The organism is Streptosporangium sp. NBC_01755 (genome assembly GCF_035917995.1).
GTDB lineage: Bacteria > Actinomycetota > Actinomycetes > Streptosporangiales > Streptosporangiaceae > Streptosporangium.
Window position 1 is genome coordinate 2,047,186 of the sequence record NZ_CP109131.1, and the last position, 22,614, is coordinate 2,069,799.

Here is a 22,614-nt window from a genome sequence, read left to right on the forward strand (position 1 = left end):
TCCCGGTGGGTCCTCTCCATTGTTCTCCACAGGCCCGCCTCCGTCGGCGAGATCGTCACTTCCAGAACGTCAGGAACCCGAGGCCGAGACTTGTCATCAGGTCGCTGAAGAGGCCGCCGACGATGTCGAGCGCGCCCATCGCGCCCTCGTTCGCCGACTGCCGCCACTGCGCCGTGAGATCGTTGACGACATCGGTCGGCTGCTGCCACGGGGAGAAGGAGGGGGTCACGCTCAACGCGGCCATCACCGCGAAGAACGCCAGCGTGCCCAGGATGATCGTGGTCACCATGCCCGCGCCGGGGCTCCGGATGACCCCGCTCAGTGCGCGGGCGACGGCCTTGCGCGGTTTGCCGCCGCCGGGAAGGATGAACAGCCCTGCCGCGAAGGCACCGGCCGCGTAGGCGGCCGCGTGGTTCTTGTTCATGTCGCCGGCGTAGACCAGGAGCCCCCACACGCACATGCCGAACATGGCGGAGAGCAGCGAGGTGACCAGCGTCGCGAACGTGGCCCTGATCAGCGCCCATGGGGTGCCGAGCACCGCGAGCAGGGGATCGGTGGCGCTGCTGCCCCTGATGGAGCGGCGCTGGACCAGGTCCCCGAAGAGGTACTCCCCCACCCGCAGGCAGAGCGCCGCGGCCAGCGCGAACACGCTCACCACCACCGGCAGCACGCAGGCCACCGCCACGAGGATCGTCAGCAGCAGCAGCGCGGCCAGCGGGTGGCCGGCGCGGTAGCGCTCCTGAGGCGGGGTCCTGGGCGCGGACCGTTCCTGAGGCGGGGTGTGCGGCCGTGCCTGGACCGGCGGCGGGGTCCTGGGCGCGGACCGCTCCTGCGGCGGGGTGTGCGGCCGTGCCTGGACCGGCGGCGGGTAGGGCCGCGCCTGGCCACTCGGCGGCGGCGCCGGGTATCCGGCCACCCGCTGGTCGGGGTAGGGCGGCGGCGCCGCGCCCCTGGCCTGCGCCGGAGGCGACGCGGGGACATAGGGCGGCGGCTGGGGGGCCGGGACGTACGGCGGCGGAGCCGCCGCGCCGGACGCCTGGCCCGGCTCCTGCCTCGGCCTGCGCTCGCGCCGCTCCGGCTCCTGCCTCGGAGAGCGGGCGCGCCGCTCCGGCTTGGCGTACTCGACCGGCGGGAGCAGGTCGGAGTAGCCGTCGTCCTGCGGCAGGACACGGGTGCCGCTCGGCGGGGGCGGGGGCGGCGGGCTCTGGCCGTCCAGGACACGGGTGCCGTCGGTGTTGAGGATCTTCGTACCGCCGTCGAGGACGGAGGTGGGCGGCGTCTCGTGGAAGGTCGCCACCGTCGGGTCGAGGGCGCGGGCCATCCGGTGCAGCTCCGTCGCGGACGGCCGGGCGACGGGGTCGATGGCCAGCGCGCGCTTGAGCCAGCCTCGCAGCCACGCGGGGGCCTTGTCGACGTTTGCCCGGCCCTCCATGATGTTGAAGCAGACGACCTCGAAGCTACCCGTGCCGAACGGCGGCTTGCCGGTCGCACCGAAGAAGACCGTCGAGGCCAGCGCGTGCACATCGGCCGCCTGGGTGATCTCGGAATCGCGGATGATCTCCGGGGCGAGGTAGCCGGGGGTGCCGACGAACATGCCGGTCTGGGTCAGCCTGGTCGCGTTGACCAGGTGCGCGATACCGAAGTCGATGACCAGCGGGTCACCATTGACGATCATCACGTTGGACGGCTTGAAGTCGCGGTGGATGACGTCGGCGGCGTGGATGGCCACCAGTGCCGCGCACATGCCCTGAGCCAGCCGGATGACCTGGTCGGCGGGGAGCGGGCCGTCCTGCAGGACGGTCTCCTCCAGCGTGCGCCCGGGCGCGAACCGGGTCACGATGTAGGGCTGCTTGGCGGTCAACTCGGCGTCGAGCACCTCGGCGACATGCGGGCTGCGCACCCGCCGCATGGTCTCCACCTCGCGGGTGAGCCGGTCGCGGGCCTTGAGGTCGGCCGCCACATGCGGATGCAGGACCTTGACGGCCACCTCGCGTCCGTCCTCGTCGACCCCGAGGTGGACGACGCCCATGCCGCCCTCGCCGATCTTCCTGAGCAGCCGGTACGGGCCCAGCCTCTCGTGCGCCCGCGTGTCCCCCGTCATCACGCCGCCTTCTCTCGTAGGTCTCTCAGTTCGTCCACCACCGTTCCGACGTCGACCGGCGTCCACACCGCCGGCCGTGCCCTGTCTCCCACGGTGCCGATCGCCAGGAAGACCATCAGCGCCGCCACCGCGCCCAGCGCCGCGGCGGCGATCATGGCCGCACCGCGTGATGGCAGCAATGATGCCAGCGTACGTCGCATCTGGCGGCTGGGGCCTTCCACGCCGGGGCCGGCGCAGACGGTCCAGAGCGCGACGGCCGCGCCCCAGCTCAGCGTGTTGGTGACGGGCATGCTCCCGACCAGCACGGCGAGCAGGAGCGTCACCGGCAGGCCGAGGATCAGCGCGTACGGCACCAGGGCGACGGTGATGCCGATCGACTTCAGGAGCGCGGCAGGCCGGCCGAGCACCCGGAGGACGTCGGTGGCCGCCTCACCGGCGGTCCTGCGGGCGTTGAGGGCGGGCTGTGCGATGTCGGCGGCGCGCAGCAGGATCGCCACCGGGATGGCCACCGCGGCGACGATCAGCGGAGCGATGACCGCCGCGATCGTCATGATGACCAGCATCAGCACGCTGACCACCCCGTACGCCTTGGAGCGCTGCAATGCGTGTCCCGGCCGCTGCCCGGGGTGGAGCGGCGAGGGGGGTTGCTGGGCCTGCTGGGGGTACTGCTGGGCCTGCTGAGGGTGCGGGTAGGGGTGGTAGGGCGGGGGTGCGGGGGGGCGGACGTGCGGGGTCTGCTGCTGGTCGAACGGGTCCTGCCGCTGCGGGTAGGGCTGCGGGGTGCCCGCCTGCGGCGCCCGGCCCTGCTGCCCCTGGTAACCGTGCCGGCCCGGCTGGTTCTGCTGACCGTACTGGCCCGGCTGATTTTGGTGACCAGGCCGGCCCGGCTGGTTTTGGTGACCAGGCTGGTTTTGGTGACCAGGCCGGCCCGGCTGGCTCTGCTGACCAGGCTGGCCCGGCCGGCCCGGCTGGTTTTGGTGACCAGGCTGGTTTTGGTGACCAGGCTGGTTTTGATGACCAGGCTGGCCCGGCTGGTTGGTGTACTGACGGATGTACTCCTGCAGATCCTGAGGGCGGACCCGCTGGGTGGGGATGTCCCCGTCGGAGGCGGGCGCGGTGAAGCCCTGGTCGTTGACCCGCGCCCCTGGCTGGTCACGGACGGTGGGAACGGGCGCGGAACCCGAGACGGGCGGGGAGCCGGGGACCGCACCGGGGGCGCGGGTGGGCACGTCCTCCGGAGCGAGCATGCCGGTGGGCAGGTCGTGCGCGGGCTGCTGGGCCGCCGTGGCCTGGCGCAGCTCCTCGGGGGTCACCCGGCGGGTGGGCCACGGGTCGGGCTGCTCCTCGCCGAGCAGCGAGACGTACTCGCGGGGCTGTGCCACGGGGGCGGGGGGCCAGGAGACCGACGGGGCCGCCGGGCGGGACGCCACCGGGGTCGGCACGTCGCCGGGGTCGCCGCGGAAACCCGGAGCGGGGTCGTCGAACTCCGCGACCGTGGTGATCTCGTCCGGCACCCGGGGCCGGCCGGTGTCCGGCAGCAGGCGCCCTACCTGCGCCGCCAGGTCGGCGGCCGGAGGTCGCCTGGCCGGGTCGCGCTGGAGCGCGGCCCGCAGCACCGGCTGAAGCTCCCGCGGGACGGCCTCGACGTTCGCCTTGCCCGCGGTGATGTTGTAGAAGATCATCTCCAGCGTGCCCTTGCCGAAGGGCGGCTGGCCGGTGGCGGCGAAGACCAGGGTGCCCGCCCAGGCGTGCACGTCGACCTCGGGGCCCGCCTCGTGTCCCTCGATGATCTCGGGGGCGAGGTAACCGGGGGTGCCGATGAACATGCCGGTCTGGGTGAGCCTGGTCGCGTCGACGGCCTGGGCGATACCGAAGTCGATGAGGACCGGCTCGCCGTCCAGGATGAGGACGTTGCCGGGCTTGAGATCGCGGTGGATCACCCCGACCGAGTGCACGGCGGCCAGCGCCGACGCCACGCCGTGCGCGACCCGCAGCAGCGCGGGCAGCTCCATGGGGCCGTCCTGCTTGATCACCTCGTCCAGCGGCCGGCCGGCGACGTACCTCGTCACGATGTACGGGCGGTGGCCGGTCACATCGGCGTCGAGGACCTCGGCGATGTGCTCGCTGCGCACCCGCCGCATCGTCTCGACCTCACGCGAAAGACGGCGACGGGCTACGTCGTCGCCCGCCACCTCGGCGCGGAGAACCTTCACCGCCACCTGCCGACCCTGCGGGTCGACTGCGAGGTGAACCACACCCATACCGCCCTCGCCGAGCCGCCGCAGCAACCGGTAAGGACCCAATCGGTCGTCCTGATTCATGGCATGAAGCACCATATCGGCTTAGACCCCGCCCATGAGATGAACCATCGGGCCACATTTTCCGACTGAATAACGTTCACAGAACCCCGACGGTTTCCCGAATCCCGTTCCCACTCAATCTCATTTTCGCTTCAATTCGCCAGGCGGAGAACCTGCGCCGTTTTCAACCCGGCCAGCAGGGAGCCCGGCACCGCCAGCTTGGAGCGGCGGACCCCGCTGCCGATCACGACCTCCGGATGGGCCGCCACCGCCTCGTCGACGAGCACGGGCCACTCCTCGGGTAGTCCGAGCGGGGTGATCCCGCCGTACTCCATGCCGGTCAGCGTGACCGCGTCGTCCATCGGCGCGAACGAGATCTTCCGCGCGTCCAGGTGACGCCGGATCACGCCGTTGACGTCGGCCCTCGTGGTGGCGAGCACCATGCACGCCGCGTAGCGAACCTCCCCCGCACGCCTGGCCGCCACGATCACGCAGTTGGCCGACTCGCCCATGTCCACGCCGTAGCGCTCGCAGAAGGCCGCCGTGTCGGCCAGTTCCGGGTCGATCTCGGCGACCTCGACCCCGTCAAGCCCCCCTACCGCCCGTGCCACCGGCTCGGCCAGCAGCTCCAACCGCTCGGCCACGCTCACCCAGTCCAACGTCCCGATCGCCATCGCTGCCCCATCTCCTTGAGAGTTCTCCTGATTCCCCGCACCGAAGACCTTACGGCCGCTACGGAGAAGTCAGGAGGTCGCACTCAGCACCCGGCGGTGGAGATCGGTGACCGTCCTCCTCGCGGACTCCATGGCACCGGCCTGCCAGGCGATCAGGTGGGTGAGCCAGTCGCCGGCGAAGTAGACCCGGCCCGCCGGGCGCCGCAGCAGGGTGAAGGCCCCCTCGTGGGAGGGCCAGTTCACCCAGCCGCCTTCGATGTGCGGCCTGCGCCGCCAGGCGATCGAGACGCTGGAGCGCAGCTCGGCACGGTACTTCTCACCGTGGATCTTCTTGCCCTGGGTGAGCGCGCGCCCTCGGCGGTCGCGGTGGGAGAGCTCGCCGTAGCGGTCGGCGTTCTCCTCGGTGTTGTAGTAGCCGACCACCAGGCCGCTGCGGGAGTGGTAGCCGTGGGAGGGGTACCAGATGTGGGTGATGTCCAGGTCGGTCTCGGTGACGCCGCCGTAGATGCGGTCGTCGATCTCCCACCAGCGCCTGCCGTACTCCAGCCCGATCTTGCCCGCGGAGACCGGTACCGGCGTGCGGAGCGCGGCGGTGACCGGGGTGCCGAGGTTGTGCGGCAGGCGCGCGAGCAGGTGGGGCGGCAGGGACGCGATGCAGTAGTCGGCGCGGACCGTACCGCCCTGGTGGGTCACCTCCACCCCGTCGGGCAGGTTCCTGATCCCGGTGACCCGGGTGCCCGTCCTGATCCGGTCGCGGCCGACCGCGTCGGCGAGCGCGGCGGCGATCGCGTCCATGCCGCCCACCGGCTGGAACATGGGCATCGCCTGGTCGTAGCCGAAGTCCATGGTGACGGCCCTGCCGGTGCCCGCGGCGAGCACGTCCCGCAGCGAGGGCGCCGCGCCCAGGGGAACGCCCTCGTCCACTCCCGGATAGGTCTCGAAACCCCGCCGCCCGGACCCCCGGTAGGCGAGGCCGGGGCCGAGGTCGCCGAAGCGCCGCAGGAACTCCGCCAGCCGCTCGCGGTCGTCGGCGGTGAGCCTGCGGTTCAGCGCACCGGTGCTGCTCGCCTTGGCCAGCAGTTCCGCGACGTAGCCGTACAGGTCCGCGCGGGCCGTGCGCGCCCGGACCGGGGCGGTCATGCCCCGCGTGTAGACGTACGCCGAGGCGTTGTTGTTGACGAACGTCTCGATGGGAACGCCCAGCTCACGGCAGTAGTCCATGGTGACCATCCACGGCGCGATCCGCCCGGCCCCCGCGTTGAAGTAGGTGCCCTCCTCGAACGTGGCCGTCTGCGTCTCGCCGCCCAGCTCGTCCAGCCGGTCGCCCGCGCGCAGCGTGAGGGTCCGGCCGCCCACCCGGTCGGACGCCTCCAGGAGCGTGCAGTCGTATCCGGCCTTGCCCAGCTCGTAGGCGCAGGTCAGCCCGGCGATGCCGGCGCCGAGGACGACCACCTTGGCCGCCGCGCGGCCGCTGAGGGAGAAGTCGGAGGGCTGCGGGGGTGTGAAGTCCCTCTCCTGGGACTCCGGGGCGAGGCCGAGCGCGCCCATGGCCGCGAACATGGCCCCGGCCCCCCCTGCCGCGCCCACCCCGACCAGCAGCGCCCTGCGCGTCAGTCCTCCGCCCCTGGCAGGGGTGGCCTGGGCGGCAGGCCCCGTCTCGTCAATCATCGAAGGCCGTCAAGGGCATCGGGCACCGTCGGAGGTCGGTTCGAAGGGGACATCGTGGGGGGAGACCGGGAGACATCACAGGGGACATCGTGGGGGGAGACCGGGAGACATCGCAGGGGACATCGGGGGGAGACCGGGAGACATCGGGGGAGACATCGGGGGAGACATCACAGGGGACATCACGGGAGACATCGGGGGGATCAGCCGTAGATGCCGCTGCCGCAGGCGACCTGGCCGCCGATCATGGCGAAGATCCCCATCAGGGCCATGATCTGCGAGAAGTCGTCCGTGGTGAACTCCGTGTGCCGGGGGCCCACCGCCTTCACACCGGGGATGATCGCGCATCCGGCGGCGATGGCCGTGGAGTTCCACTCGACACCGAGGGTGAACGGCGGCTCGGGGGCGCAGAGGCGGAAGTCGGACACCCGGTCGAGCGCGCGGGCGGCGGCCTCGCGGATGCGGGCGTGGGCGACGGCGGGTGGCAGGAGCTCGGCGGCGAACCTGTCGATCCCCTTCTTGACCGCGACGGTCTCCACGTCGCCGAGCAGTTCCCTGGCCTCCTCGCAGACCGCCTCGTCCCCGGTCACCAGGGCCACCGGCACGCCGAGCGCCCCCGCGAAGGAGGCGACGAGACGGGTCTCGCCGCAGATCTCGTCGTTGAGGTAGAGGTTCTGGATCTCCCTGCCCATCCAGGTGTGGTTGAGGACGCCGTGCTGGACGCCGGCCCGCGCGTGGTAGCCGACGAAGCAGGCCGCCCGGTAGCTCGCGTCGAGTCCCTGACCCATCCGCATCGGCTTGCCGGGCCCCCTGAGCAGGGTCGCCCGCTCGTCGAGCAGGTCGATCCTGAGGTTCTTGGTCGAGCCATGGGCGTCGTTGACGCGCACCGCGGTGGCGCCCGCGTCGAACGCCCCCTCGACGACCGCGTTGGCGTCGCCGGTCATCAGCTCACAGCCGCGCTCGTAGCCCCGCCCTCCGGCACGCATCTCCTCGGGGTCGGTCAGACCGGTGACACCCTCCATGTCGACCGAGAGGTAGACCTTCACGCCGTCCCCCATGTCTCGACGCGCCGCGCCTCGTCCTCGCTCATGAAACCGACCTCCCCATCCATGAAGTCGTGAACCCGCTTACGCCACGGTTCGGGAATCTCCGCGATCGCGGGCCGGTAGCAGCGGTCCAGCCAGGCGGTGGAGGACTCGCTCGCGCGCAGGTATCCGGCCGCCGCGCCGAAGACCGTGTCCTCGATGCCGGGCACCCTGGCGCAGCCGTACTCGATCATCTCCTGGCCGCCGTACGGTGGCGGCCGCTGCCATCTGCGGGCGACCGGGCGGCCCGCGGTGATCGTGGTGCGGAGCGGGCGGCGCTCGACGGCGGCGTGGATGAGCTCCTTGTACAGGCACTTTCCGCAGGTCCCGCAGGGGCCGCTCACCCCGCGCAGGCACCAGCGGACCTGCCCGCGCAGCTCGGAGCCGAGGGCGAGCCGCATCGTGACGGCCTCGCTCACCCCGCCCACCGGGAGCACGATGTGCAGGCCGGCCGCGGCGAACGCCCGGCCCCAGGCGCCGTGCGGCGCCCACATCGGGTTGTCGGGTGTGTGGCGGAGCAGGTAGCGGTCGCCTCCCAGCCAGCGCGAGCCCAGCTCGTAGCCGAAGGCCAGCCCCCCCAGGCCGAGCTCGTCCGCCAGCAGCAGCGCGCCGGCGGCGACCGCGTGGTGCTCGGGATAACCGGGGCGCGGCTCGGCGAGCGTGAACTCCAGGTCGGAGCGGACGACGGTCAGCTCACGCCCGGTCTTGGCGGCCAGCGAGGCCAGCACGTCGGCACGGTAGTGGGTCCACCGGTTGGGCACACGCGGGTGGGAGACCCTCTGGAAGTGCACGAGGGGCGCGTCGGGCAGCATCGCGGCCACCGCGACCGAGTCCGCCCCGCCGCTGTAGGAGATCGCCAGCCTGTCACCCGACCGCGCCCGACCGCCTTCGGGACCGGCCTCGATCCCCCAGCCGTCGCCGATCGCCCCCGCGAGCTCCGGTGAGATCGGCCGGTCGAAGGTGACGCGGCGCCGGGTCCACGGCGCGACCACGGTCCACGCGGCGAGGGCGAGCAGGTCGGGGTGGATGTCGCGCGGGGCCCGCGGCAGTTCGACCCGGAACGAGTTCGTGGCCAGTTTCAACGGCTGACCGTCGGCGCAGAGACCGGTGACGTCGTCCTCGGGGTCCAGCCGGAACGCCAGATGCCAGGTACCGCCGTCCGCACTCCAGGTCACTCTCACACGGTGCCCCCGGCTGCCCTGTCCGGAACGCTCCCGCACACCCCGGGGAGTGCCGCCCGGCCCGTGCTCTCTCCCGCGGCGCGGTCCACGGCCTGCCAGAGCAGCACCTCGTTCTGGAGGACCCCGTCCAGCGCGACCGCGGTCTCCTGGGCCAGCCGGTGGGCGTCGTCCCAGCGCCCGGCCCGCACGGGGTCGAGGGTGACCCCGGCCACCCGCGCACGGAGCTCGACGACCTCCGCGCGCAGCGAGGTGACCTCCCTGGCCAGCGTCTGGACCTCCCAGAGCGCGTCCTTGACGTCCTGCCGGTAATCCGCCCTGGAGATGTACCGGGAGTCGAACCAGCCGAGGACCGCCCGCCGCAGCGGGGCGGGCACCAGCGCACGCTTCACCAACCGCACCATAATCCGGCACGATACCGGCAATTTTTAATCACCCATGACCGATCCCAGCAAGCCCGGTGAATGCCTCAGCGTCCGGTGAACTCGGCCTTCGACCTCCCGGAGAAGGCGCGCATGCCGATCCCGGCGTCGGCGGTGGCGAACATGCCGGAGAACTGCAGGCGTTCGATCTCCAGACCGGTGGCCAGATCGGTCTCCAGGCCGTGGTCGACCGCCTGCTTGGCGGCGCGCAGCGCCAGGGCCGGCCCTCCGGCGAACTGGGCCGCGTACGCGAGGGCCTCGGTGTACACGTCATCGTCGGGGACCACCCGGTCCACCAGGCCGATGGCCAGCGCCTCGTCGGCGGCCACGTGGCGTCCGGTGAAGATGAGGTCCTTGGCCTTGGCCGGGCCGATGAGCCTGGGCAACCGCTGGGTGCCCCCCGCGCCGGGGATGAGGCCGAGCAGGACCTCGGGCTGGCCCAGTTTGGCCGACTCCCCCGCGATCCTGATGTCGGCGCACAGGGCCAGCTCGCAGCCACCGCCGAGCGCGTAGCCGGTCACGGCCGCGACGACGGGCTTGCCGACCCTCGCGACGGCGGTGAAGCAGTCCTGCAGGGTCCGCGAGTGGACCGCCATGTCCGCGTACGACATGTCGGCCATCTCCTTGATGTCGGCACCGGCCGCGAAGACCCGTCCGCCGTAGACGACCACGGCGCTCACGTCCCCGTCGGCGTCCACCTGCCGGGCGCACTCGGCGATCTCCAACTGGACCTGCCGGTTGAGCGCGTTCATCTTCGGCCGGTCGAGCCTGATCGTCGCGACCCCGTCGGCCTTCTCCACCCGCACGAACTCACCCATGGACGTCCTTCCGTCAAGATTCACAACGCGACCGGTCCGGTGCCGGCCGCGCCGTGATCCAACATAGAGCGCCGCTCAGTTGACGGGCATGGCCAGGTCCCTGTCCTCCCCCGCGCTCGCCGTCGCACTCTCCGTCGCGCTCGCCGTCGCGCTCGCCGCGACGCGCTCTCCTGCCCGCCTCGACGGCCCGGCGATCACCCTGCGGTAGATCGCCTCGTACGCGCGGGCCATCGTCTCCACCCCGAAGAAGCGCTCCGCCCGGGAGCGACAGGCGTACGGGTCGAGCGTGCCGGCCGCCTCGATGGCGGCGGAGAGCTCCGAGGGGGAGCTCCGGATGAATCCGGTGACCCCGTCCACGACCACCTCGGGCACCGCGCCCCTGCCCAAGGCGACCACGGGCGTACCGCAGGCCATGGCCTCGATCATCACCATCCCGAACGGCTCCTCCCAGACGACCGGGAAGAGCAGGCACCTGGCCGCGGCCAGCAGCTCGCGCTTGCTGGCGTTGCCGGCCTCGCCGACGTATACGGCGTCGGGGCCCAGGCGTGGCCTGACCTGGGCGTCGAAGTAGTCGTGCTCGGTCTTCTCGGTGAGCTTGCCGGCCAGCAGGATGCGCCGCCCGGCCGCGCGGGCGGCGTCGATGGCCAGGTGGGCCCCCTTGTCCTCGCTGAACCTGCCCAGCCAGAGCGCCCAGTTCTCCTTGTGCTCCCTGAAGGGAAAGGCCATGACGTCGACGGCGTTGTGGACGACCCCCGCCCAGTTCAGGTCGGGGGCGATGCGCCGCTGGGCCTCGGAGATGGCGACCATGGACATGCCCGCGCCGAGCACCCGGTAGTACTCGCCGAACTCGCCCCCCACCTCCCCGTGGCAGGTGACCACGGTCGGCACGGCCTGCGCGGGCGCGGTCAGCGGACCGGCCAGGGAGTGGTCGTGGATCACGTCCACGACGAGCTTCGAGCTCATCGCGTACGCCCTGGCGGCGTGCAGGACCTCGGGCAGCGCCTCGCCGATCCGCTCGGACGGCGCCCGCCCGTAGGTGGCCAGGAAGCGCGCCGGCGTCCCCGCCGTGCCCGCCCCGATCATCGTGACGTCGTGCCCGCGCCGGGTCAGCCCGGCGACGAGGCCCGCCACCATCGACTCGATGCCCCCGTAGCCGTGGGGCGGTACGTCGTACCAGGGCGGCGCGACCATCAGGATGCGCATGCCGTCGGACCACTCCGGGACAGCTCTGGAAGAAACCATGGCGACCTCACCTGGAGAGACGAAGGAAACGGTCAGTGCACCTGCCTCAGGGCGGCGGTCAGCGGGCTGCGCGGCGCGTTGATCAGGGTGATCCCGTCCGGCAGCCCGCTGATGGTGGCGCCGGACGCGCCGACCTCGATGGTGACCCTGGAGTCCGCGAGCGGCAGCCCTCGGATCCGCAGGCCCTCCAGCCCGACCGGATCCAGCCACACCCGCCCGTAGGGGACCCACGGCTCGAAGCGCAGCAGGCTCCTGACCAGCTGGATGGGGCTCGCCGCGGCCCACGCCTGCGGGGAGCAGGAGGTGGGGTACGGCACGGGCCAGGTGAACTCGGCCCGGTCGAATCCGCAGAACAGCTCGGGCAGCCGCCAGCCGAAGGCCTCGGCCGCGTCCAGCAGGCCGTAGGCGATCCGCTGCGCGTCCCGTGTGAAGCCGTAGCGCATCAGACCGGCCGCGATCAGGGCGTTGTCGTGCGGCCAGACCGAGCCGTTGTGGTAGCTCATCGGGTTGTAGGCGCCCATGGTGGAGGCGAGGGTCCGCACCCCGTACCCGGTGAACATCTCCGGCGAGAGCAGTCGCTCGGCGACCTGGGCGGCCCGGTCCTCGTCGACGATGCCGGCCCACAGGCAGTGCCCCATGTTGGAGGCGAGACTGTCGATGGCGCGTCCGGCGCCGTCGAGACCGACGGCGTAGTAGCCCCGGTCCGGCAGCCAGAAGCGCTCGTTGAAGGCGTCCCTGATCCGGCTCGCGCGGGCCGTCCACTGCTCCTCCAGGGCCGTGTCGCCGACCTCGTGGGCGAAGTGGGCGCGGGCGATGTAGGCGGCGTAGACGTAGCCCTGGACCTCCGCCAGGGCGATGGGCGGGCGGGCGAGGGTGCCGTCGGCGAAGTTGATGCCGTCAAAGGAGTCCTTCCATCCCTGGTTGATCAGTCCGTGGTCGGTCTTGCGCCGGTAGGACAGGAACGGGTCGGCGCACCTGTTGATCCAGTCGAGGGCGGCATCGGCGTGCGGCATGAGTTCCTCGACGGCCTCCCGGTGCATGCCCCATCGGCGTAGCTCGCCCAGGACCATCACGAACAGCGGGGTCGAGTCCACCGAGCCGTAGTAGGCGCGGCCGGCCTGCGGCGAGGCGCCGATCTGGGTCCCGAAGCGAAGCTCGTGCAGGATCTTGCCCGGCTCCTCCTCGGTGAGCGGGTCGGTGACGGTGCCCTGGAGCCTGGCCAGACGGCGCAGGGTGCCCAGCGCCAGGCACTGGTCCATCTGGAGCGCCATCCACGAGGTCAGCAGCGAGTCGCGGCCGAACAGGGTCATGAACCACGGCGCGCCCGCGGCGATGGTCGGCGGTTCCTCCGGCCTGTCGGATTCGAAGAGCCGGAGCGCGCCGAGATCCTCCTTGGAGCGTTCCAGCACCTTTGACAGGAGCCGGTCGGAGGTGACGACGACCGGGCTGAGGCGCTCCCAGTCGGCCCGGCGCCTGGCGGGCTCCGCGTGCTCCAGGGGATAGCGCGTGGAGAACCAGGCCGGCGACTCCTCACCCTCCAGGATCGGGTTGACCTGCAGGCTGACGGTCCACTCGCCCCGGGTGGGCACCACGACCCTGAAGATGAGCATGCCCGGCACGGCGAACGGCGCCGGTTCGGCCACCACCCTGGTGCCGCGCGAGCGGCAGGTGGAGATGATCAGCAGCCCCGATCTGTCGGCCGTCATCTCCACGTCGGCCACGTGCCTGACCCGGCCCGCCTTCACCTCGAACAGGTCCGCCACATCGGAGGCGACGTGGATGTCGACGACGCATCCGGCGGGCTCGTCGGCCAGGTTGCGCAGGGTCACGTCCTCACGGAGGCCGCCGCCGACGTAGCGGTCCCTGATCACGAGCAGGCTGCTCTCGGCCCGCCCCGGACGGGGGCCGGTCCTGCCGAGGAACGTCGCGTGGTACGGCTCGGCCGGCAGCACCCTGAGGGGCTCCACCGCCGTCTCGTCCACCCTGAGCTCCCAGCGCGACAGCAGCCGGGTGTCGGCGTGGTAGACGCCCTGCGCCCCGCCGGGCCGGATGTCGCCGTTGCGCGCGCACACGCAGAAGGAACCGCCCTCGACCAGGGTGACCGTGGTGTCGCCCAGCGGGCCCGGCTGGCCCTCGAACGTCCATGCGTCCAATGCTCGCTCCAGTTTGTGCGATATATCGGCTATCTAGCCATTCCCGCACCAAAGGAGAAAGAACTACACAAAAGACGTCCATTGTCACGTTTTGCCCGATAAAAGGGCTTTCGTCCGCCTGGAGATGATATTTTCGGCCTGCGGTGCTGATCTCCGCGGGCCGCACGTCCCCCCAGTGCTGATCTCCGCGGGCCGCGCATCCGCCCAGTGCTGATGAGCGCGGGCCGCACGTCCACCCAAGTGCTGATCTCCGCAGGCCGCACGTCCACCCGGCGCCGATGAGCGCGCGCCGGGTGGACGTGCGCTCGTCAGCGCAGGGTGCCGTTGGTCATGCCCACGGGCTCCTCCGGCACCTCGACCAGGCCGAGCTCCGCGGGCGACGCCACCAGGGGGTGGTGGGGAACGACCCGGACCGTGTAGCCGAAGGGACCGGTGCGGTCGAGGGGAACGGTCCCGCCGAAGACGGCCCTGCCGTCGTCGCCCTCGTTCTCGACCGTCAGGTCGGTGTAGGCGGGGGCGACCAGGTCGTCGTGGTCCCCGACCCGCCCGTATGCCGCCTGGACCCGGATGTCACCGGGCTCCAGTTCGCCGAGGGCGATGGTGGCCCTCAGCCCCAGGGACGACCCGAGCTCGGGGGTGTCTCCAAGACCAGAGGTCTCCACATGCTCGACCCGCACGCCCGGCCAGGCCTTTCCGACCCTGAGCTTCCACGCCGCGAAGCTCCTGGCCTGCTCGTACCCCTCGGCGGACAGGGCGCGCGCGGAGAGGGCCGCGGGGGTGTAGAGGCCGACCACGTAGTCGCGGAGCATCCGCCCGGCGAGCACCTTGGGGCCGAGCGAGGCCAGGGTGTGCCTGACCATCTCCAGCCAGCGCCGGGGCAGGCCGTCCGCACGGTCGTAGAACCGGTCGGCCACCTCGTGCTCGATCAGGTCGTAGAGGGCGGTGGCCTCCAGCTCGTCGCGGCGGTCGGGGTCGGCGACGCCGTCGGCGGTGGGAATGGCCCAGCCGTTGGTACCGTCGTACCACTCGTCCCACCAGCCGTCGCGGATGGACAGGTTGAGCCCGCCGTTGAGCGCCGCCTTCATGCCGGACGTGCCGCACGCCTCCAGCGGGCGGAGCGGGTTGTTCATCCACACGTCGCAGCCCTGGACGAGCAGCTGGCCCAGGGCCATGTCGTAGTCGGGCAGGAAGACGATGCGGTGCCGCACGTCCTCTGCGTCGGCGAACTTCACGATCTGCTGGATGAGCTTCTTGCCGCCCTCGTCGGCCGGGTGCGCCTTGCCCGCGATCACGATCTGGACCGGCTTGACCGGGTCGAGCAGCAGCGCGCGGAGCCTGTCGGGGTCGGACAGCATCAGGGTGAGCCGCTTGTACGAGGGCACCCGGCGGGCGAAGCCGATGGTCAGCACCTCGGGGTCGAGGGCGTCGTCGATCCAGCCGAGCTCTGGCGGGGAGGCGCCCCGGTTGAGCCACGACTGGCGGAGCCTGGCGCGGGCCGCCCTGACCAGTTTCTCGCGCAGCCGCCCCCGGATGCCCCAGACGTCGCCATCGGAGATCTTGGTGATGCTCTCCCAGCCCTGTGCCTGCTCGACGAGCGTGGACAGCTCCTGGCCGGCCAGCTCCATGATCTCGCGGCCGACCCAGGTGGGCGCGTGCACGCCGTTGGTGATGAACCCGATCGGGACCTCGTCGGCGTCGAAGCCGGGCCAGAGCCACTGGAACATCTCCCGGCTCACGGCACCGTGCAGCTCGGAGACGCCGTTGACGCGCTGGGCCAGCCGCATGCCCATCGCGGCCATGTTGAACTTGCCGGGCTCGTCCTCGGCGCCGAGCGCGAGGATGCGGTCGGTCGGTACCGTGGGCCACGCGTTGTCGCCGCCGAACTGGCGGGCGATCATCTCCGCGGGGAAGCGGTCGATCCCGGCGGGCACCGGGGTGTGCGTGGTGAAGACGGTGCCGGCTCGCACCGCCTCCAGTGCCTCTTCGAAGGAGAGCCTGGCCTCGGTGAGCTCGCGGATGCGCTCCAGGCCGAGGAAGCCGGCGTGCCCCTCGTTCGTGTGGAACACCTCGGGCTCGGCGTGGCCGGTGACCCGGCAGTAGGCCCGGATGGCGCGGACGCCGCCGACGCCGAGCAGCAGTTCCTGGAGCAGGCGGTGGTCGGTGCCGCCGCCGTACAGACGGTCGGTGACGTCGCGGGCCGCGGTGTCGTTCTCGGCCACGTCGGAGTCGAGCAGCAGCAGCGGCACCCTGCCGACCTGGAGCACCCAGACCTGGGCGTGCAGCGTGCGCTGCTCGGGCAGGCTGATCTTGATCCGTACGGGGGTGCCGTCCTCCTCCTTCAGGAGGGTCAGCGGCAGGCCGCCCGGGTCGAGGGAGGGGTAGTGCTCAAGCTGCCAGCCCTCGGGCGAGAGGGACTGGGTGAAGTAGCCGTGCCGGTAGAGCAGGCCCACCGCCAGGATGGGCACGCCGAGGTCGCTGGCCGCCTTGAGGTGGTCCCCGGCCAGGATGCCGAGCCCGCCGGAGTACTGCGGCAGGGCGGCGGCGATGCCGTACTCCGGCGAGAAGTAGGCGATGCCCTGGGGAGCGTCGGAGATGCTCTGGTACCACCGGGGAGCGGTCATGTATTCGCGGAGGTCGTCGGCCGCGTCGGCCAACCGCCGCAGGAAACGGCGGTCGGCGGCGAGCTCACGGAGCCTGTCGGCCTCCACGGCACCCAGCAGGGCGACGGGGTCGTACCCGACGCGTCCCCAGATCGCCGGATCGACCTCGCCGAACAGGTCCAATGTCTCCGGGTGCCACGACCAGCGCAAATTCAGCACGAGCTCCCCGAGCGGGGCCAGCTCGGGGGGCAGGACGGTGCGGACGGTAAACCTGCGAATAGCTCTCACGGTGCCAAACCCTAGTTACTCAGCGCCACGAGGGCGACTCGAACACTCACGCGTCATCCCTCTCACCGTTATCAATCCCCCTCAAACACATCAAAGGTAGGCGATCTACTATTAGGACAACTCGCCGAAGAGTAAGAGGTCCCGCACTCTATCCACCGGCACGCATGAAGATGGACTATTAGGGCACCGGACATACGAGCCAGAACGCACTGCCCTCGGGAGCCGGCCGTCCCGGCAGGGCAAGGTTCCGCCTTGCCCTCAGAGCGGCCCGGGGGCGCTTGAAAATCGAAGATCTTTCCTTGCTGACTTCCCCGGCGGTACCGGGCGTGCCGCCGCTACCTTGAGAAGCGATGATCGGACGAATCCCAATCCTGGACATCCACCCCACGGTCGAATGCGGGCGCTACCCCGCGAAGGCCGCTGCGGGTGAGACCTTCGAGATCTCCGCGACCGTGTTCCGCGAGGGACACGACGCGGTCGCCGCAGGGGTCGTGTTCACCGGCCCCGACGGCGTGCGCGGGCCGCTGCTGCCCATGGCCGAGCTCGGGCCCGGCAGCGACCGCTGGGGCGTGGAGGTGACCCTGCCCACCGAGGGCGGGTGGCGCTTCCGGGTGGAGGCCTGGGGCGATCCCCTGGCCACCTGGCTGCACGACGCGGGCATCAAGATCCCGCGTGACCTGGACGCCGACCTGATGTGCGAGGAAGGTGCCCGGCTCTTCGACCGCGCGGCGAGAGCCGTACGGGCCGCCGACTGCGGGCCGGCGACCGATACCGTCGCGACCGGCAGGCCGGTGAGCGGCAGGCCCCCCGCGGCGAGGACGGCACGGCGGGGCAAGGTCACGCAGGCACACGCGTGCGGGCACCGCGCCGCGCTCCAGGCGGTGGCGGCCAGGCTCCGCGACACCCGGATCGACCCGCGCGCCCGGTTCACCGTCGCCCAGCTTCCGGAGACGGCGGCGCTGCTGCGCGCGCACCCGCTGCGGGAACTGGTCACGAGGTCGGCCCCGCGCTCGGTGGTGGTCCACCGCCGCAGGGCGCTGTTCGGGTCGTGGTACGAGCTCTTCCCGCGATCCGAGGGCGCGATCATCGAGCGGGACACGGCCCCCAAGTCCGGAAATTTCCTGACTGCCGCGAAGCGGTTGCCGGCCGTCGCGAAGATGGGCTTCGACGTCGTCTACCTGCCGCCGATCCACCCGATCGGGCAGAGCTTCCGCAAGGGGCGCAACAACACCCTGACCCCCGAACCGTACGACCCCGGCTCGCCCTGGGCGATCGGCTCGCAGCAGGGCGGCCACGACGCCATCCACCCCGACCTGGGCACCTTCGAGGACTTCGACGCCTTCGTGGCGCAGACCCGCGAGTTGGGCATGGAGGTCGCCATCGACCTGGCCCTGCAGTGCGCGCCCGACCACCCGTGGGTCACCGAGCACCCGGAATGGTTCAACATTCGCGCCGACGGCTCGATCGCGTACGCGGAGAATCCGCCGAAGAAATACCAGGACATCTACCCGCTGAACTTCGACAAGGACCCCCGGGGGATCTACGAGGAGATCAGGCGAGTGGTACGGATCTGGATGGATCACGGCGTACGGATCTTCCGGGTGGATAATCCGCACACCAAGCCGGTGGCCTTCTGGGAGAAGCTGCTGGCCGACATCAACGCCACGGACCCGGACGTGCTGTTCCTGGCCGAGGCGTTCACCCGGCCGGCGATGATGCGGACACTGGCCAAGGTCGGCTTCCACCAGTCGTACACGTACTTCACCTGGAAGAACTCGCGCCCGGATGTCGAGGAGTACCTGAGCGAACTCTCCCACGAGACGTCGTCCTACATGCGACCGAACGTGTTTGTTAACACCCCTGACATTCTCCACGAGTATCTTCAGCATGGGGGAGTCCCGGCATTTCATATCAGAGCAGTGCTCGCGGCGACGGCGATGCCAACCTGGGGCGTCTACGCGGGTTATGAACTTGCGGAGAATGTACCGGTTCGACCGGGCAGTGAGGAATATCTAGATAGTGAGAAATATCAATACAAACCCCGTGATTGGGTAGGGTCCGAGCGAGAAGGCCGTAGCCTTGCCCCGTTCATCACGCAACTCAACTTGTTCCGAAGAGCACACCCGGCGCTCCAGGAACTGCGTAATCTACGGTTTCACAGCGTTAACCATCCGGACATGGTCTGCTTCTCCAAGCGGCTGCCCGGCGCCTACGACACGGCCACACGACGGCACGGCCTGGGCGACGTGGTCCTCGTGGTCGTGAACCTGGATCCGCACAACACCCATGAGGCGACGGTGTCACTGGACATGCCCGCCCTCGGTCTCGACTGGCAAGCCGAGTTCGTCGTGGACGACGAGCTGTCGGGCGAGTCGTATCACTGGCGGCAGGACAACTACGTGCGCCTCGATCCCCACATCCACCCAGCGCACGTCTTCACTCTGCGTGCCGCGGCGGCGAACCAGCGGTGAGCCGGCCGGGTACGCCTATACCGGCAGAACAGCGGGGAGTCCACTGGTGAGTCAGCTACACGAGCCAATTCCGAACACCTTCGACGAGGAAGAACCGCGCGATCCCTACTGGTTCAAGCGCGCCGTGTTCTACGAGGTTCTCATCCGGGGCTTCGCCGACTCCAACGGCGACGGCACCGGGGACATCCGCGGTCTCATCCAGAAACTGGACTACCTCCAGTGGCTCGGCGTCGACTGCCTCTGGCTGCTGCCGCTGTACGAATCGCCGCTGCGCGACGGCGGATACGACATCGCCGACTTCATGAAGATCCTTCCCGACTTCGGGGATCTCGGAGATTTCGTGAAGCTCGTCGACGAGGCGCACAAGCGCGGCATGCGGGTCATCGCCGACCTGGTGATGAACCACACCAGCGACCAGCACCCGTGGTTCCAGGCCTCCCGGCACGACCCCGAGGGTCCTTTCGGCGACTTCTACGTCTGGAACGACCACGACGAGCTCTACCAGGACGCCCGGATCATCTTCGTGGACACCGAGACGTCCAACTGGTCGCACGACCCGGTCCGGGGGCAGTACTACTGGCACCGCTTCTTCTCGCACCAGCCGGACCTCAACTACGAGAACCCCGACGTGCAGGACGCGATGCTGGAGGTGCTCCGCTTCTGGCTGGACCTCGGCATCGACGGGTTCCGGATGGACGCCATCCCGTACCTGTTCGAGCAGGACGGCACCAACTGCGAGAACCTGCCCAGGACCCACGAGTACCTGAAGCGGGTCAGGTCGGAGGTCGACCGGCTCTACCCCGACCGGGTGCTGCTGGCCGAGGCCAACCAGTGGCCCGCCGACGTGGTCGAGTACTTCGGCGACCCCGCCACCGGGGGCGACGAGTGCCACATGGCGTTCCACTTCCCGCTGATGCCGCGCATCTTCATGGCGGTCAGGAGGGAGTCGCGTTACCCGATCTCGGAGATCATGGCCCAGACGCCGAAGATCCCGGAGAACTGCCAGTGGGGCATCTTCCTTCGCAACCACGACGAGCTCACGCTTGAGATGGTGACGGACGACGAGCGCGACTACATGTACTCGGAGTACGCCAAGGATCCCCGGATGCGCGCCAACGTCGGCATCCGGCGGCGGCTGGCGCCGCTACTGGAGAACGACCGCAATCAGATCGAGCTGTTCACGGCGTTGCTGCTCTCCCTGCCCGGTTCTCCCGTGCTGTACTACGGCGACGAGATCGGGATGGGGGACAACATCTGGCTGGGCGACCGCGACGGTGTCCGCACCCCGATGCAGTGGAGCCCCGACCGGAACGCGGGATTCTCCGACTGCGACCCCGGCCGTCTGTACCTCCCGGTCATCATGGACCCGATCTACGGCTACCAGGCGCTCAACGTCGAGGCCCAGCAGCGGAGCGCGGGCTCGCTGCTGCACTGGACCAAGCGGATGATCGACATCCGCAAGCGTCATCCGGTCTTCGGCCTCGGCGCGTTCACCGAGCTGAACTCCTCCAACCCGAGCGTCCTGGCCTACGTAAGGGAGCTCGGCGACGACCGGATCCTGTGCGTCAACAACCTCTCCAGGTTCCCTCAGCCGGTGGAACTGGACCTCCGCCGCTTCGAGGGGTCGATTCCGGTGGAGACGATGGGCGGGGTTCCTTTCCCACCAGTTGGCGAGCTTCCGTATCTTTTGACACTTCCTGGGCATGGGTTCTATTGGTTCACCCTGCCACCCGCATCCCAGGAGGCGTAAAGCCGTGTTGACGGAGCTCCTTACCGGTTGGATCACCCATCAACGATGGTTCGCCGGTAAGGGGCGCCCGATCGACGATCTCGTCGTCGACTCGGACCTGGAACTCTCACCACGCCTGCGCCATCTGATCATCTCGGTTCACCAGGCCGGGGCGCGCGACCGCTACCAGCTGCTGCTCGGCACCGACGCGCCCGAGGAGTACCGCTTCAAGCCGGCCCACATCGGCGAGGGCTACTACGACGCCGCCTACGACGCCGACCTCACCTGCACCCTGCTGACCGGCATGGCGGAAGACCGCGATATCGGCCCGCTCCGCTTCCGCCACCTCGACGGAGTGGAGATCGACACCTCCCTGCGGAGCCTGGTGCTCAACGCCGAGCAGTCCAACACCTCCCTCGTGTACGGCGACACCTACATCTGCAAGCTGTTCCGCCGCCTGACCCCCGGGGTCAACCCGGAACTGGAGATCGTCACCGCCCTGGCCCTCCGTGACGGCACCCACATCGCGCAGCCGTACGGCTGGATCGAGACCGAACTCGACGACGAACCCACCACGCTGGCGATGACCCAGGAGTTCCTGTCGAACTCCAACGACGGCTGGGCGCTGGCGCTGGCCAGCGTCCGCGACCTCTACGGCGCCCTGGAGCCCTCGGCCTCGGAGGCGGGCGGCGACTTCAGCGCCGAGGCCTTCCGCCTCGGTGTGGCCACCGCCCAGGTCCACCACGAGATGGCCGCCGCCTTCCCCGTCGACGTGATCGAGTCGCAGGAGGTCAAACGGATGGTCGAGGAGTTCGGCCGCCGCCTGGCCGCCGCGGTCGCCGAGGTGCCCGAACTCCGCGAGCACGTCCACGTCGCCGAGCAGGCGTACCAGCGGGTCTCCGAGGTGGCCAAGGAGATGCCGGTCCAGCGCGTCCACGGCGACTACCACCTCGGCCAGGTGATGCGGACCACCACGGACTGGGTCATCCTCGACTTCGAGGGCGAGCCCGGACAGCCCATCGCCGAGCGCCGGGCCCTGTCCTCGCCGCTGCGTGACGTGGCCGGGATGCTCCGCTCCTTCGACTACGCGGCCCGCCACCTGCTGGCCGACCACGCCGAGGCCGACGCCGACGAGCTGCGCCCCCGCGCGGTCGAGTGGGCCGAGCTCAACCGCTCCGCCTTCCTGGCCGGCTACTCCGCCGGAGGCGGCCACCTGCGCGCCGAGGACGCCGTCCTGCTCCGCGCCCTGGAACTCGACAAGGCCGCCTACGAGATCGTCTACGAGGCCCGCAACCGCCCGAGCTGGCTGCACATCCCGATGGCCGCCTTCGAAACCGGCCATTAGGCGCCCGCCCGCCGCGCGAAGAGGCCACCAAGACGTCAGACGGCCGCCGGTCGGTGAAGCGCGACATCGTCGCGGTGCCGCCGGAGTCCGGGGGCGTCCCCGCGCCGCTGTCCCAGGCGACGGTGAGCACCGTCGCCGCGTCGGTCGCGCTCGACTTCACCTCCACCGACAGGAAGTTCCGGCTGTCGAGGCTGGAGAACCACTCGGCGCGGAGCGGGGTCAGCTTCCTGGCGTTCAACACCCTCGGCGCGGCGCTGTGGGTCCCGGTGCCCACGGTGCTGGGGTACACCGTGGGCACCTACATCGGCGAGGTGTACGACGAGATCGCCCGCTACTTCGGCTACCTGCTCATCGGCCTGGTCGTACTGGCCCTCACACTTCTCGTCCGGCACCTGCTGCGACACCGCCGAGAGCACGACTGAGGCCTTCCCGGCTGCCGACCTCGTAGGCCCTGCCGACTGACCCCGCCCGCTCTCGGCGGCCTTGGGACCTCTCGTCCCGTTGACCGGAAGGGCGGATGATCATTCGTGATCATCCGCCCGC

The 22,614-nt window shown here is 70.5% G+C and carries 15 protein-coding genes; 4 read left to right on the forward strand and 11 right to left on the reverse strand.

The features are described from left to right. Positions 1 to 55 precede the first annotated feature (55 nt). The 11 genes from OG884_RS09290 to glgP form a co-directional block, all read right to left on the reverse strand. Positions 56 to 2,101, reverse strand: a complete 2,046-nt coding sequence (locus OG884_RS09290; protein ID WP_326644111.1) for a serine/threonine-protein kinase — start codon at positions 2,099 to 2,101, stop codon at positions 56 to 58. Beyond that, positions 2,101 to 4,422, reverse strand: a complete 2,322-nt coding sequence (locus OG884_RS09295) for a serine/threonine protein kinase (protein WP_326644112.1) — start codon at positions 4,420 to 4,422, stop codon at positions 2,101 to 2,103. The genes OG884_RS09290 and OG884_RS09295 overlap by 1 nt, the downstream gene beginning before the upstream one ends. Before the next feature lie 131 nt (positions 4,423 to 4,553). After that, on the reverse strand, positions 4,554 to 5,075 hold the full coding sequence (locus OG884_RS09300; RefSeq protein WP_326644115.1) for a YbaK/EbsC family protein: 522 nt from the start codon (positions 5,073 to 5,075) through the stop codon (positions 4,554 to 4,556). 69 nt (positions 5,076 to 5,144) lie between these two features. Then, positions 5,145 to 6,743, reverse strand: coding sequence for a flavin monoamine oxidase family protein (locus tag OG884_RS09305; RefSeq protein ID WP_326644116.1), 1,599 nt, complete (start codon positions 6,741 to 6,743; stop codon positions 5,145 to 5,147). A gap of 200 nt (positions 6,744 to 6,943) precedes the next feature. Beyond that, positions 6,944 to 7,786, reverse strand: coding sequence for a M55 family metallopeptidase (locus OG884_RS09310; RefSeq protein WP_326644118.1), 843 nt, complete (start codon positions 7,784 to 7,786; stop codon positions 6,944 to 6,946). After that, on the reverse strand, positions 7,783 to 9,000 hold the full coding sequence (locus OG884_RS09315) for a DUF6395 domain-containing protein (RefSeq protein ID WP_326644120.1): 1,218 nt from the start codon (positions 8,998 to 9,000) through the stop codon (positions 7,783 to 7,785). The genes OG884_RS09310 and OG884_RS09315 overlap by 4 nt, the downstream gene beginning before the upstream one ends. Positions 9,001 to 9,002: 2 nt before the next feature. Then, a complete protein-coding gene (locus OG884_RS09320) occupies positions 9,003 to 9,395 on the reverse strand; it encodes a hypothetical protein (protein WP_326644124.1) in 393 nt (130 codons plus the stop codon). 77 nt (positions 9,396 to 9,472) lie between these two features. After that, positions 9,473 to 10,243 carry an enoyl-CoA hydratase/isomerase family protein gene (locus OG884_RS09325; RefSeq protein WP_326644126.1) on the reverse strand — a complete coding sequence of 257 codons (771 nt, stop codon included), beginning with the start codon at positions 10,241 to 10,243 and terminating at the stop codon, positions 9,473 to 9,475. 75 nt (positions 10,244 to 10,318) lie between these two features. Further along, on the reverse strand, positions 10,319 to 11,485 hold the full coding sequence (locus OG884_RS09330; RefSeq protein WP_326644129.1) for a glycosyltransferase family 4 protein: 1,167 nt from the start codon (positions 11,483 to 11,485) through the stop codon (positions 10,319 to 10,321). 32 nt (positions 11,486 to 11,517) lie between these two features. Beyond that, positions 11,518 to 13,638 (reverse strand): amylo-alpha-1,6-glucosidase, encoded by a 2,121-nt coding sequence (locus OG884_RS09335; protein WP_326644131.1) that lies wholly within the window; start codon positions 13,636 to 13,638, stop codon positions 11,518 to 11,520. A 308-nt stretch (positions 13,639 to 13,946) separates the two neighbouring features. Next, entirely contained in the window at positions 13,947 to 16,526 is a 2,580-nt protein-coding gene (gene glgP / locus OG884_RS09340) for an alpha-glucan family phosphorylase (protein ID WP_326644133.1), read from the reverse strand. A 350-nt stretch (positions 16,527 to 16,876) separates the two neighbouring features. Between glgP and OG884_RS09345 the strand changes: the two genes are divergently transcribed. Genes OG884_RS09345 through OG884_RS09360 form a run of 4 tightly spaced genes read left to right on the forward strand, consistent with a single transcriptional unit; the run spans position 16,877 to position 22,493 of the window. After that, a complete protein-coding gene (locus OG884_RS09345; protein ID WP_326644135.1) occupies positions 16,877 to 18,997 on the forward strand; it encodes an alpha-1,4-glucan--maltose-1-phosphate maltosyltransferase in 2,121 nt (706 codons plus the stop codon). Positions 18,998 to 19,043: 46 nt separating this feature from the next. Next, on the forward strand, positions 19,044 to 20,747 hold the full coding sequence (gene treS / locus OG884_RS09350; RefSeq protein WP_326644136.1) for a maltose alpha-D-glucosyltransferase: 1,704 nt from the start codon (positions 19,044 to 19,046) through the stop codon (positions 20,745 to 20,747). Positions 20,748 to 20,751: 4 nt separating this feature from the next. Next, a complete protein-coding gene (locus tag OG884_RS09355) occupies positions 20,752 to 22,071 on the forward strand; it encodes a maltokinase N-terminal cap-like domain-containing protein (RefSeq protein ID WP_326644138.1) in 1,320 nt (439 codons plus the stop codon). Positions 22,072 to 22,124: 53 nt separating this feature from the next. Then, the gene (locus OG884_RS09360; protein WP_326644140.1) at positions 22,125 to 22,493 is read left to right on the forward strand and encodes a hypothetical protein; all 369 of its coding nucleotides are present in this window, start codon (positions 22,125 to 22,127) and stop codon (positions 22,491 to 22,493) included. The last annotated feature ends 121 nt before the right edge of the window (positions 22,494 to 22,614 follow it).